The organism is Allobosea sp. GW821-FHT12C12 (assembly GCF_058807355.1).
Genome location: NZ_JBXAQP010000010.1, coordinates 157,546 through 169,232, shown reverse-complemented (window position 1 = coordinate 169,232; position 11,687 = coordinate 157,546). Strand labels below are relative to the sequence as shown.

Sequence of the window (11,687 nt, the reverse complement as noted above, 5' to 3'; positions counted from 1 at the left end):
CCAGCCCACCGATCACGCCGATGGGCCAGTGAACCACGAAACCGCCCAGCACGGTAGGTTCTTGCGGGTCTCCAGCTTCGTCACGCGCACGACGTCGTCGGCGTCGGCCGCCGCGTCGCAGCCGCGCTCGCGCCAATAGGCGAGGGCGACGCGGAGCGAAATCTCCGGTTCCTTCGCCCGCTCCGGCTCGCGCTCCAGATCGACGCCGACCAGCGCGCCGAAGCGGCGGTAGTTCGACCGGCCGGTGAGCTGGAAGATGCCGCGGCCATGAAAGCGCGCGCCGTCGCCGGCCTGCGCGTTGCCGAGATCGCGGCGGCCCTCATAGCGCGCGAAATAGGCCGGGCCGCCATACTCCTCGAGCGTGCGGAAGCGATCGGTCTCATGCGCCGCCTGCGCCAGAAAGTGGCAGATGCGGAGCCGTGTCGTCGCGCCGGCGGTTGCCGCGAGCCCGTCGAACCCGGCCGCGACGCCGGCGATGATCTCGGGCTTGCCCGATGGAACGAGCCGGCGCAGTCGTTCCGCCGTGACGGCCAGCGGGGACAGTCGAAGCGGCGCTGGCGGCGGCACGGCCGCGATCGTCGAACCCTGCATGGACATGGTGGCGCTCTCCCGGTGAGGACAGCGCCATGATGAGGCCGTTTCAGTGCAGGGGGATTGAGCGTAAGGCCATCCCCGGGCTCAGTGCCTGCGTTCGATCCCGGCCCGGATTCCGAGAGGATCGGCGGCCAGGTCGAGCCGCTTGTCGCGGGTCCAGAGCGTTGCGTTGGCCAGCTTCGCCGAAGCTGGCAGATGGGCATCGACATAGCCGATGCCTAAACCATGAAGTCGTTCGCGCTCGATCAGGTCGAGCACTTCGTCATGCGTCGCGATCGGGGCCTTATGCTGCCCTCTCAACATCAGAATGACGGACTGACGCTGGCCGATCGAACCCAGCGCGATTTCACCGATCACGAACGGATGCATCAGCGTCTGCTTTCGGGTCATGGCTTCGCTGAGGCGCGGGTCAGCGCTTCGGAAATGGTCGATCCAGATCGACGCGTCGACGACGATCACGCAGCGTCGCTGCGTCGACGGGGCGCTGCCGTTGCGTGGGGGTCGGAACCACCCAACTTGATCAGTCGGCGCGTGGTTTCCTGATGGATCAGCGCCTTCAGCGCCTCGCGAAGAAGCGCCGATTTCTCCTTCAGCCCGGTATAGGCCTGAGCCTGCGCAATCAATTCATCGTCGAGAGTGACCGTCGTTCTCATGGCCTGCGCTCCTGCGGAGGCATCGGATGATACTGAAATCCATGCCTGAGCTCACCTGGCAACTCATCCACCCGCCACCTTCTGATAATCCTTCACGTCGGAAAAGCTCACCTCCGGAGCCCGCTCCGCGTCGTATTTCAGCGTGAACTGAGACGACGCCATGAAGACCGGGTCGCCGTCGAGATCGTCGGCCATGGCGGACGGCTTCAGGCCCACGAACTTCCGCAGCGCTGCCTTGTCGTCGGACGAGACCCAGCGCGCGATCGAGAACTGGCAGGGCTCGAAATCGACGGGCAGCGAATACTCCGCCTCCATCCGCTCCTTCAGCACGTCGAGCTGCAGCGCGCCGACGACGCCGACGATCGCCGGCGCGCCGTCATGGGGCAGGAAGAGCTGGACGACGCCCTCTTCCGCCATCTGCTGCAACGCCTCGCGCAGCTTCTTGGCCTTCATCGCGTCCTTGAGCTTGACCCGGCGCAGGATTTCCGGCGCGAAGGAGGGCACGCCCTTGAAGACGATGTCCTCGCCCTCGGTCAGGGTGTCGCCGATCCTGAGCGTGCCGTGGTTCGGCAGGCCGACGATGTCGCCGGCAAAGGCCTCCTCGGCGATCGAGCGATCGCGCGCGAAGAAGAATTGCGGCGCGTTCAGCGGCATCGGCTTGGCGGTGCGCACCAGCCTCGCCTTCATGCCGCGCGAGAGCTTGCCCGAGCAGACCCGCATGAAGGCGATGCGGTCGCGGTGGTTGGGGTCCATGTTCGCCTGGATCTTGAAGACGAAGCCGGTCATCTTGGGTTCGCCCGCCTGGATCGCCCGCTTGTCGGCGATCTGCGCACGCGGGCTCGGCGCGAGCGCTCCCAGCGCATCGATCAGGTCGCGCACGCCGTAGTCGCGCAGCGCCGCGCCGAAATAGAGCGGCGTCATGTGGCCCTCGAGAAAGGACTGCATGTCGAACGGCTTCAGGCCCTCGGCCGCGAGAAACACCTCCTCGCGCCAGGCTTGCGCCCCGCCATGCGGCAGGAGCTCGTCGAAGAGCGGATCGTCCAAGCCGGAGACCGTCTGGTCCTGCGCGCTCTCGTCGCCCTTCTGGTTGCGGCGGAAGGTGTTGGCCTTGAGGTCGTAGGTGCCGACGAATTCGCGCCCGCGCCCGACCGGCCAAGTCATCGGGGCTACGTCCAGCGCCAGCGTGTTCTCGATCTCGGCGATCAGCTCGAAGGGGTCGCGCGTCTCGCGGTCGACCTTGTTGATGAAGGTGACGATCGGGATGTCGCGCAGGCGGCAGACCTCGAACAGCTTCTTGGTGCGCGCCTCGATGCCTTTCGCCGCGTCGATCACCATCACGGCGGAATCGACCGCCGTCAGCGTGCGGTAGGTGTCCTCGGAAAAGTCCTCGTGGCCCGGCGTGTCGAGCAGGTTGAAGACGTGGCCGTCATATTCGAAGGTCATCACCGAGGTGACGACCGAGATGCCGCGCTGGCGCTCGATCTTCATCCAGTCGGACGAGGTCTGGCGGCGGCCGGCCTTGGCGCGCACCTCGCCGGCGAGCTGGATCGCGCCGCCGAAATAGAGCAGCTTTTCGGTCAGCGTGGTCTTGCCGGCGTCGGGATGCGAGATGATCGCGAAGGTGCGCCGGCGCGCATGCGGAGCCGCGTCCGCGCGGTCGATGGTCGAGGTGTCGGTCATGCCGGTTGAAGACAGGATGCGCCCGGCGAAGTCAATCGCGCCCGCGCGCCGCGCAACCGCGAGGCTCGCCCACCGTCCTTGCGCGGGCCCGCCGAGCCGTCCACTCTCGCCATCATCGCCGTCCCGACCGTAACGAGATCGCCTTTGTCCCATGATCCGCTCTATATCGACTTCCTCAACGCGCTCGACGTCGCGGCGCTGAACCTGACCGATGCCGAGATCATCAACGCCGTCGAGGCGGGGCTGGCGGCGCAGGGCCGGGGCGAGAGCGTGATCGAGCCGCGCATGCATCTGATGCCGAAGGCCGCCAACGGCCATTTCAACGTGCTGCGCGGGGCCTTTCGCGCGCCGATGAACCGGGCCGGCGTCAAGGTGATCGGCGACTTCGTCGACAACTACAAGCTCGGCCTGCCTTCCGAAATGGGCCTCCTGCTGATGCTCGATCCGGCGACCGGCGTGCCGACCGCTATCGTCGACGGCAGCCATCTCACCGACATGCGCACCGGCGCGATCACCGCGATCGGGGCCAAGTATCTCGCTCGGAAAAACTCGAAGATTTTGGGCCATGTCGGGGCGCGCGGCACCGCCTACTGGAACGTCCGCCTGCTCGATTCGCTGTTCGATTTCGACGAGATCCGCGTCCATTCCCGCCGCAAGGAAAGCCGTGACGCCTTTGGCGCGAAACTCTCGGCCGATCTCGGCAAGCCGGTGACGGTGACCGAGGACTGGCGCTCATGCGTCGAGGGCGCCGACATCGTCGTCGAGGCCTCGCGGCTCGATGCGCCGGAGCCGATGCTCAGGACGGAGTGGATCAAGCCTGGCGCCTTCGTCGTGCCCTATGGCACGATGAGCGCGGTCGAGCTCTCGCTGACCGACATCATGAGCAAGCTCGTGGTCGACGACTGGGGCCAGTGCAAGGGCGGCCAGTTCGGCTCGCTGCGCGCCCATGTCGAGGCCGGCAAGCTCTCCGAGCAGACGCTCCATGCCGAGATGGGCGAGATCGTCGCGGGGCTGAAACCCGGCCGCGAGCGCGAGGACGAGACAATTCTGTTCTGGCATCGCGGCCTGTCGCTCTCGGACATCGCGCTCGGCGACGTCATGCTGGCCAAGGCGAAGGCGATGGGCCTCGGCCAGCGGCTGCGCTACGCGTGAGCCTGATCGCCAATGCGCGGATGTATGCGGTCAACCCGACTGTCGCCGCGGCGTGGGAGGCTTTGTTCGAGCGGGTGTCGCGGCTGACGCGCGTTCCGCTGACCGTCATCCCTCACGTCGCGCCGGCTCCGCTGGAAGACCTCTGGACCCGCGCCGGTCTCGGGCTCGCCTTCATCTGCGGCTATCCCTTCGCGACCGGGGGCTTTCCGGTTCAGCCGGTCGCCGCCCCCGTCCCCTCGTCGCCGCTCGCGGGCGGCCGTCCCTGTTACGCCACGCGTCTGGTCGTCCGGGCCGACAGCGCCATCGCGACGCTGGAGCAGAGCTTCGGTCATCGCCTCGGCTGGACGGTCGAGCACTCGCAATCGGGCTTCAACGCCCTGCGCTCGCATCTGCTGCCGCATCGCCGTGGCGACGAACCGCTCTACGCCGCCAGCATCGGACCGCTGCCGACGCCGCGGCGCGTGGTCGACGCGCTGCTCGCCGGCGAGATTGATATCGGGCCGTTGGACTCCTACTGGCACGACCTGCTGCTGGCGCATGAGCCGGAGACGGCGGCGCGGCTGCGCGTCGTCGAGACGACGCAACCGACGCCGATGCCGCTGCTGGTGGCGTCGACCGGGGTCGCTGAGGCGATCGTCGCGCGCTTGCGGACGGCGTTGCTGGATGTCTCGGACGATGACGAGGGGCGGTTTTTGCTAGCGGCTTTGGCGTTGGATGGCTTCGCGGAGGTCGAGGCGGAAACCTACCAGCCGCTCCTCGCCGCCGCCGGGCAGGCCGACGCCGCCGGCTACCGGCAGCCTGGCTAGTTCTTCAGCCGATACCCCGTCCGGAAAATCCAGGCGATCGCGGCGATGCACGCCGCCAGGAAGACCATCGTCATGCCGAGGCTGACACCGACGCCGACATCGGCGACCCCGTAAAAACTCCAGCGGAAGCCGCTGATCAGATAGACCACAGGGTTGAACAGGGTCACCACGCGCCAGAAAGGCGGCAGCATCTCGATCGAGTAGAACGAGCCGCCCAGAAAGGCGAGCGGCGTCACGATCAGGAGCGGCACCACCTGCAGTTTCTCGAAACCGTCGGCCCAGATGCCGATGATGAAGCCGAACAGGCTGAAGGTCGTCGCCGTCAGCACGAGGAAGAGCAGCATGAAGAACGGATGCTCGATCCGCAGCGGCACGAAGAGCGTCGCGGTCGCCAGGATGATCAGGCCGAGCAGGATCGACTTCGTAGCGGCCGCGCCGACATAGGCGATCACGGCCTCCCACCATGCGACGGGGGCCGAGAGCAGCTCGTAGATCGTGCCGGTGAACTTCGGAAAGTAGATCGCGAAGGAGGCGTTGGCGATGCTCTGCGTCAGCAGCGAGAGCATGATCAGGCCGGGCACGATGAAGGCGCCGTAGGGCACGCCGTCGATCGACTGCATGCGCGAGCCGATCGCCGCGCCGAAGACGACGAAATAGAGCGAGGTCGAGATCACCGGCGAGAGGATGCTCTGCATCGGGGTGCGCCAGGTGCGGGCCATCTCGAAGCGATAGATCGCGACGATGGCATGCCAGTTGATGAAAGCCGCGCTCATGACCGGCTCCTCACCAGGCTGACGAAGATGTCCTCCAGCGAACTCTGGCTGGTCTGGAGGTCGCGGAAGCGGATGCCGTTTTCGCTCAAGGCCTGCAGCAGCGCGGTGATGCCGGTGCGCTCGGCCTTGGTGTCGTAGCTGTAGACGAGCTCCAAGCCGTTGGCCGCCAGCGACAGGTCGAAAGCGGCGAGCGCGGAGGGAATTTCGGTCAGCGGCTCCTGCAGCGACAGGGTCAGCTGCTTGCGGCCGAGCTTGCGCATCAGCTCGCTCTTCTCCTCGACCAGGATGATCTCGCCCTTGCTGATCACGCCGACGCGGTCGGCCATCTCCTCGGCCTCCTCGATGTAGTGCGTGGTCAGGATGATGGTGACGCCGTCCTCGCGCAGCTTGCGCACCATCTCCCACATGTCCTGGCGCAGCTCGACATCGACGCCGGCGGTCGGCTCGTCGAGGAACAGGATGCGCGGCTCGTGACTCAGCGCCTTGGCGATCAGCACGCGCCGCTTCATGCCGCCGGACAGCCGGCGGATCTCGGTGTCGCGCTTGTCCCAGAGCGAGAGGTCCTTGAGCACCTGCTCGATATGGGCCGGATTGCGCGCCTTGCCGAAGAGGCCGCGGCTGAAGGAGACGGTCGACCAGACGGTCTCGAAGGCGTCGGTCGTCAGCTCCTGCGGCACGAGCCCGATCGCCGAGCGCGCCGCGCGGTAGTCGCGCGAGATGTCGTGGCCGTCGGCCAGAACCGTGCCGGTGCTCGGCGTCACCAGCCCGCAGATGATGCTGATCAGCGTGGTCTTGCCGGCGCCGTTGGGCCCGAGCAGAGCGAAGATCTCGCCGCGGCGGATCTCGAGATCGACGGCCTTGAGGGCCTGGAAGCCGGAGGCATAGGTCTTGGAGAGATTGGAGACGGAAATGATCGCGGTCATGGCCGCCATATAGGTGAAAGCGTCGACTATTTCGATGATGGCGGACGATCTGTCCGCGGGCAGCCGCCATGCGTGGAGCGGTTCCGTGCCCGCCCGCCATGACGTGTCGCGTCAGGAGGCCGAAAGCCGATGCCGGCGACGGCGGCGTCGTCCCGAAACGGAGATGGCCGGGTCGCAAACCCGGCCGTCCCGACATCTCGCGAAGCGCCTGCTCAGCGCATGAAGAACCAGAGCAGGATGATGACCGGAATCGGCACGCCGAGCAGCCACAGAGCAATCGAACGCATGGACAAACCCCCAGTTGGATCAGGATGCGGGGGCAACGCCGTCGCGGCGGCGAAAGTTCCCTGGACGGGGCACGCGCCGCTTACTTGAAGGCGATGCTGTTGAAGATTTTTGTCATGGCCGCGTCGTACTGCCTGTGGCCGTCCTCGGAGGCCCAGTAGGTCATCAGGATGATCTTGCCCGCGACGTTCGGGTTGATCGCGACATAGCGGATGATCGAGGGGCCGTCCTTGCTCGTCGCCTTCAGCTCGGTGAAGGACCATGACCGGCCGTTGATCTCCTGCTTGGTGGTCTCCGACGCGCCGGTGATCTTGACGCCCTCCCTGTCGAAATAGCTGTCGTGCTCCTTCTGCACCGTATCGATCTCGCCCGGCGCGATCAGCTCGAACCAGACATAGACCTCTTCGTCCGGCGTCTTGAACTGGATGCCGCGTGCGACCTTGGAGTCCGGCCAGTCGTCGGGGATCGTCACGATCGCGACGGGATCGGCGCCGGTGATCGGGAGCGGCCCGGCGAGCGCGGGTTTTGATATCGGCATGCTTGCGCCCAGCGCGATGGCGAGCGCGACGAGAATGGTCCGCAACATGGTCTTCCCCCGATCCAAGGACACTGGATGTCATGACGCCGCCGGCCGGCCTTATCGCCTTGCTCCCGTCGTCGCGGCACGATGCGCCGCGCCCATGACGCCCGCAAGCGACGACTCCGGCAAATCAGGCGAAGGCTGTGACCGAGGGGTGCCAGAGCGGTCGATAGCCGTTCGCAAGCGCGGCCAGCGAGGCCGGCGGGGTCACGACCCGGACGAGGCCGGAGGGGCGGGCGAGCCTCATCGCATAACCGGCGGGCGACCAGAGCAGCGCCGCGCCGCCCCTGAGCGCGAGGAAGCCATCGTCCCGCGCGATCACCGCGCCGTCGGGCAGGCTCTCGGCCGGCAGTTCGTGGAAGCGCTTGGCCCGCCCGTCGCGGCGCTCGCCGTCGAGCAGCCGGTCGATCTCGGGAAAGAGCGGCGTCCCGCCGAACCCGAGACCCTGCATCAGCGCGGCGCGGTAGGCGTGCGCTTCCGCCCGGCGGCATTCGACGCAGGGGCGGTGACCGGCGGCGAGCGCGGTGACCTCGTCGCAGAAGAACAGCTCGGTATAGAACCTGCCCCAGACGGCTCGCCGCCGGCCCTTGAATTCGAGCACGCAGCAGATCCATTGCCGGCTGGCATGGGTCCGCCTTGGCGGCGCCCGCGTCGCCGGATCATGGAAGCGCCCGCCGCGATTGCCGAACAGGATGCCGCGCGCCGGGTGGGCGAACAGGCTGCCGTCGGGCGCGACGCGGTTGGGCAGGGACATGGGCGGGCTAGTCGGGCAGCCAGTCGAAATTCCTTATGTCGCCAATAGCGTAGCGGCGGGTCTCAGGAAAAAGCGAATGAGGGAGGCGCGTTTCCGCGATCGCATCCTGGCGAGCTCTCTCGTAAGCCGGCAAGAGAAGATCATCGACTTTCGCAGCGAGCGAAGGATTCTGCTCCTCGAGCGTTTCGATCTCACGTCGTTGCGCCCTGATCGTGATCTCCCAGGAAGCACTGCGCAGCTGCGGCTGGAACTGCCACTTCAGCAGGTGTTGCATAAGGACGCGATAAGCCGAGGTCAGGGCATGCTTGTCCTTGCGCGCAATGCTCTCCAACTCCTCGATCAGGTTGGGCAGGTCGAGTTCACCGAAGCGACGATGGCGGAGCAACTCCGCCTGCTCGTAACACCAGAGGTAAAGATCGTCTTCAATGTCGGTGGCCGGGTTGTAGAGCGGCTTAACCTTGCCGTTACCCATCGATGCGCTCCTGCTGCCTCGGCAGATTAGTCGATATTGGGCGATCTTCCAACTTGCTCGCCGATTTGCATCCGGTTGCTTGACCTGGCCGCGGCATCACCTCGGCAGCAACGCCCAGTAGTCGAAATCGAGGATGACGCCGTCGTCGTAATGGCCGCCATCGTGCTGGAACGGGAACTCGCCGCAGGGCCGGTTCTTGGTCGCGACGAGGCGCAGGCGCAGCGCGCCGACATCGCTGCGGCCGGGCAGTTCGGCCGCTTCCAGCACCTCGCTCCAGGCGAAGACGGTGTCGCCGGCGAAGAGCGGCGAGACGTGCCGGCCGCCATTGATCGCGGCGATGTGGAAGGCGTTGCCGAGCCCGTTGAAGGAGAGCGCCCGCGCCAGGCTGATGACGTGGCCGCCATAGATCAGCCTCTTGCCGAAGCGGCTTTCGCGCGCCGACCAGGCGTCGAAATGCACCCTCGCCGTGTTGTGGTAGAGCCGCGTCGCGATCTGGTGCTCCGCCTCCTCGACGGTCATGCCGTCGACATGGTCGATCTTCTCGCCGACGGCATAGTCGCCCCAGCGGAAGGGCGAGCCGGCGAGCGCGTCGTCATAGGCCGAGAGCTCGATTTGCGGGCAGCCCTGGCCGAGTTCCTCCGGCAGCACGGCCTTGGGCAGATCCGGCACCTGCTCGGCATGGGCCGGCGTGCCGGGCTGGCGCTTGCGCACCAGGACCCAGCGGGCATAGCTCAGCACGATCTCGGCGTCCTGGTTGCGGCCGATCGAGCGGACATAGACGATGCCGGCGTCCCCGGCCGAGGTCTGCTTCAGCCCGATTACCTCCGACGTCGTCGCCAGCGTGTCGCCGGCATGGACAGGCTTCAGGAAGCGGCCATCGGCATAGCCCAGATTGGCGACGGCGTTCAGCGAGATGTCCGGCACGGTCTTGCCGAAAATGATGTGGAAGACGAGCAGGTCGTCGACCGGCGCGTCGCGATAGCCGATCGCCTTGGCGAAGGCGTCCGACGCCTGCACGGCGAAACGCGGCCCGTAGAGCGCGCTGTAGAGCGAGGCGTCGCCGGCCCGGACCGTGCGCGGCGGCGAATGCACGATGGTCTCGCCGAGGCGGAAATCCTCGAAGAAGCGGCCGGGACTGGTCTTTGGCGTCGGCTCGGACATGGGCTCTGGCTCGGTTGCGCGCCGGGAGTGTGCGCAGCGGCGCGCGGCGGCGTCCAGTCCTCAGCCGACAATCGCGGCCAGCTTGCCGAGATCAACATTCGCTCCGCAGACCAGCACGCCGAGACGCTCGCCCTTCGCCGGCACGTAGGCTCCCGACAGAAGCGCTCCCAAGGCAGCCGCGCCGCCGGGCTCGACCGCGAGCCGGAAATCGCGCCAGAGCACGCCCTGCGCCCTGGTGATCCACTCGTCCTCGACCAGGGCGACATGGTCGACGGCGTCCTTGCAGACCTCGTGGACCAGCGGGCCGACATTGCGCGCGCCGAGCGAATCGGCCGCGACCGAGGCGACCTCGACCTCGACCGGGCCTTTCGCCTCCAGCGCCGCCTGCAGGGCGCGCGAGCCCGAAGGCTCGACGCCGACGACCCTGACCTTCGAGCCCGCGAACCAGGCGGCGATGCCGGAGATCAGCCCGCCGCCGCCGACCGCGACCAGCACGGTGTCGAGGTCCGGTTCCTGCAGATCCCATTCGCGCCCGAGCGTGCCCTGGCCGGCGATGGTCTCCTTGGCCGCGAAGGGGTGGACCTTCAGCGCGCCGGTCTCGGCGACGAAGGCGTCGCAGGCGGCCTGGGCGTCGTCATATTGCGCGCCGCCGATCCGGACATCGGCCCCGAAGCGCCTGATCGCCTCGATCTTGGCCGCGGGCGAGATTTCGGGGACGAAGATCGTCGCCTTCACGCCGCGCTCGCGGGCGGCATAGGCAACGGCCGCGCCGTGATTGCCGCCGGACGCTGCCGAGACGCCGGCCGCCGGCACTGGCAGCGAGAGCAGGTTGTTGAAGGCGCCGCGCGTCTTGAACGAGCCGGCATGCTGAAGGCATTCGAGCTTCAGCGAGATGTCGGCGGCGCTGCCGAACGCGCCGGTTCCCAACCGCATCGCCGGCGTGACGCGGGCATGCCCGGCGATGCGCGCGGCCGCAACCTCGATCATCGGGCGGGGAACGGGGCGGTCGGTCATGGCGATGTCCTTGGCGGGCGCGCGCTCCGGCACAAAGGTCCAGATCGCGATGGGGATGCCGTGGCTATCGCGTCCCGGCGGATCGGGGAAGGGCCTGCCACGCCCGGCGGCGATGTGCCGGGCGACGACCAGCGCGGCGAGGGCGTCGAGCGCGTCGTCGGCGGCCGCGCCTTTGGGCGGTCGTTCGTTCACGGTCTCCGCAGGGAGACCGGACGTGATCAGCAGTGCCCCGCGTTCCGCCATGCCGGCGGGGTTGATCGCGCCCTTGATCTTCTTGGGATGCAGCAGTGGCGCACCCCGCATGGTCGCAAAGGCCAGCTCGGGGTGCACCTCATGGACGCGGTCGCGCAGGGTGGGCTCGGCTCTCAGCAGCGCGTCGATCTCGCGGATTTTCGGGAACAGGTGAAAGCCCTGCCTGGAGACCATGCGCGGCGGCTCGGAGGTGGCGAGCGCAAGCCGGCAGGCCTCGCCATACCCGGCGGACTCCACGGCGGCGCGTGCCGGGATCGCGAAGACCGAGGACTGGCGCTGGCCGAGCAGCGGCCTGACCAGTTGTTCCGGTCCGCGTCCAGACCCCGCGACGCGCTCGGGCAGGCCGATCGGCATGTCGACGGCGACGATCCGCGGCGCATCCGGCCCGTCGAGCAGGTCCGCCAGCCTTCTCGCGACGACGAAGCGCGGCGCTGCGTCGCCAGCCAGCGGCATCAGAGCGGCGATCCAGCCCGCCTTGCACCCGTCGACGCCCGCGACCCAGCCCATCGTCACGCCTCCGTCATCCGTCTTTCGCAGCACTGACGTTGCATCGCGGCCGCGTCTAGTGTGCAGTGCAGCGAAGAGCCG

The 11,687-nt window shown here is 67.5% G+C and carries 13 protein-coding genes; 2 read left to right on the top strand and 11 right to left on the bottom strand.

Annotation, left to right across the window (positions count from 1 at the left end):
- Window positions 1–12: 12 nt before the first annotated feature.
- The 4 genes from AC1RRW_RS15900 to AC1RRW_RS15885 form a co-directional block, all read right to left on the bottom strand.
- On the bottom strand, window positions 13–597 hold the full coding sequence (locus AC1RRW_RS15900; RefSeq protein ID WP_492901756.1) for a glycoside hydrolase family 19 protein: 585 nt from the start codon (window positions 595–597) through the stop codon (window positions 13–15).
- An 81-nt stretch (window positions 598–678) separates the two neighbouring features.
- Window positions 679–1,053, bottom strand: coding sequence for a type II toxin-antitoxin system VapC family toxin (locus tag AC1RRW_RS15895; protein ID WP_492901754.1), 375 nt, complete (start codon window positions 1,051–1,053; stop codon window positions 679–681).
- Window positions 1,050–1,247: a type II toxin-antitoxin system VapB family antitoxin gene (locus tag AC1RRW_RS15890; protein ID WP_492901752.1), complete on the bottom strand. Its 198-nt coding sequence runs from the start codon at window positions 1,245–1,247 to the stop codon at window positions 1,050–1,052. Before AC1RRW_RS15890 ends, AC1RRW_RS15895 begins: the two co-directional genes overlap by 4 nt.
- Before the next feature lie 63 nt (window positions 1,248–1,310).
- Window positions 1,311–2,927: a peptide chain release factor 3 gene (locus tag AC1RRW_RS15885; protein WP_492901750.1), complete on the bottom strand. Its 1,617-nt coding sequence runs from the start codon at window positions 2,925–2,927 to the stop codon at window positions 1,311–1,313.
- A gap of 144 nt (window positions 2,928–3,071) precedes the next feature.
- Here AC1RRW_RS15885 and AC1RRW_RS15880 point away from each other — a divergent pair, with 144 nt between their 5' ends.
- Together AC1RRW_RS15880 and AC1RRW_RS15875 are read left to right on the top strand one after the other, a co-directional pair.
- Entirely contained in the window at window positions 3,072–4,079 is a 1,008-nt protein-coding gene (locus AC1RRW_RS15880; protein ID WP_492901749.1) for an ornithine cyclodeaminase family protein, read from the top strand.
- Window positions 4,076–4,885: a phosphate/phosphite/phosphonate ABC transporter substrate-binding protein gene (locus AC1RRW_RS15875; protein ID WP_492901747.1), complete on the top strand. Its 810-nt coding sequence runs from the start codon at window positions 4,076–4,078 to the stop codon at window positions 4,883–4,885. Before AC1RRW_RS15880 ends, AC1RRW_RS15875 begins: the two co-directional genes overlap by 4 nt.
- On the opposite strand, the gene AC1RRW_RS15870 is transcribed toward AC1RRW_RS15875, so the two are convergent.
- The 7 genes from AC1RRW_RS15870 to AC1RRW_RS15840 all read right to left on the bottom strand — a co-directional run bounded on the left by AC1RRW_RS15870 (window position 4,882) and on the right by AC1RRW_RS15840 (window position 11,606).
- Window positions 4,882–5,658, bottom strand: coding sequence for an ABC transporter permease (locus AC1RRW_RS15870; protein WP_492901745.1), 777 nt, complete (start codon window positions 5,656–5,658; stop codon window positions 4,882–4,884). The genes AC1RRW_RS15875 and AC1RRW_RS15870 overlap by 4 nt on opposite strands.
- On the bottom strand, window positions 5,655–6,581 hold the full coding sequence (locus tag AC1RRW_RS15865; RefSeq protein ID WP_492901744.1) for an ABC transporter ATP-binding protein: 927 nt from the start codon (window positions 6,579–6,581) through the stop codon (window positions 5,655–5,657). The genes AC1RRW_RS15870 and AC1RRW_RS15865 overlap by 4 nt, the downstream gene beginning before the upstream one ends.
- A gap of 367 nt (window positions 6,582–6,948) precedes the next feature.
- Window positions 6,949–7,452, bottom strand: coding sequence for a hypothetical protein (locus AC1RRW_RS15860; RefSeq protein ID WP_492901742.1), 504 nt, complete (start codon window positions 7,450–7,452; stop codon window positions 6,949–6,951).
- A gap of 124 nt (window positions 7,453–7,576) precedes the next feature.
- Window positions 7,577–8,200: a hypothetical protein gene (locus AC1RRW_RS15855; protein WP_492901741.1), complete on the bottom strand. Its 624-nt coding sequence runs from the start codon at window positions 8,198–8,200 to the stop codon at window positions 7,577–7,579.
- 7 nt (window positions 8,201–8,207) lie between these two features.
- Entirely contained in the window at window positions 8,208–8,672 is a 465-nt protein-coding gene (locus tag AC1RRW_RS15850) for a DUF29 domain-containing protein (protein WP_492901739.1), read from the bottom strand.
- 96 nt (window positions 8,673–8,768) lie between these two features.
- The gene (locus AC1RRW_RS15845; protein WP_492901738.1) at window positions 8,769–9,833 is read right to left on the bottom strand and encodes a MaoC family dehydratase; all 1,065 of its coding nucleotides are present in this window, start codon (window positions 9,831–9,833) and stop codon (window positions 8,769–8,771) included.
- Between the two features lie 60 nt (window positions 9,834–9,893).
- Window positions 9,894–11,606 (bottom strand): serine/threonine dehydratase, encoded by a 1,713-nt coding sequence (locus AC1RRW_RS15840; RefSeq protein ID WP_492901772.1) that lies wholly within the window; start codon window positions 11,604–11,606, stop codon window positions 9,894–9,896.
- Window positions 11,607–11,687: the final 81 nt, after the last annotated feature.

Coding starts and splice junctions, on each gene's coding strand:
- AC1RRW_RS15900 (WP_492901756.1), bottom strand. CDS start 597: ATGTCCATGCAGGGTTCGACGATCGCGGCCGTGCCGCCGCCAGCGCCG.
- AC1RRW_RS15890 (WP_492901752.1), bottom strand. CDS start 1,247: ATGAGAACGACGGTCACTCTCGACGATGAATTGATTGCGCAGGCTCAG.
- AC1RRW_RS15885 (WP_492901750.1), bottom strand. CDS start 2,927: ATGACCGACACCTCGACCATCGACCGCGCGGACGCGGCTCCGCATGCG.
- AC1RRW_RS15870 (WP_492901745.1), bottom strand. CDS start 5,658: ATGAGCGCGGCTTTCATCAACTGGCATGCCATCGTCGCGATCTATCGC.
- AC1RRW_RS15865 (WP_492901744.1), bottom strand. CDS start 6,581: ATGACCGCGATCATTTCCGTCTCCAATCTCTCCAAGACCTATGCCTCC.
- AC1RRW_RS15860 (WP_492901742.1), bottom strand. CDS start 7,452: ATGTTGCGGACCATTCTCGTCGCGCTCGCCATCGCGCTGGGCGCAAGC.
- AC1RRW_RS15855 (WP_492901741.1), bottom strand. CDS start 8,200: ATGTCCCTGCCCAACCGCGTCGCGCCCGACGGCAGCCTGTTCGCCCAC.
- AC1RRW_RS15850 (WP_492901739.1), bottom strand. CDS start 8,672: ATGGGTAACGGCAAGGTTAAGCCGCTCTACAACCCGGCCACCGACATT.
- AC1RRW_RS15845 (WP_492901738.1), bottom strand. CDS start 9,833: ATGTCCGAGCCGACGCCAAAGACCAGTCCCGGCCGCTTCTTCGAGGAT.
- AC1RRW_RS15840 (WP_492901772.1), bottom strand. CDS start 11,606: ATGGGCTGGGTCGCGGGCGTCGACGGGTGCAAGGCGGGCTGGATCGCC.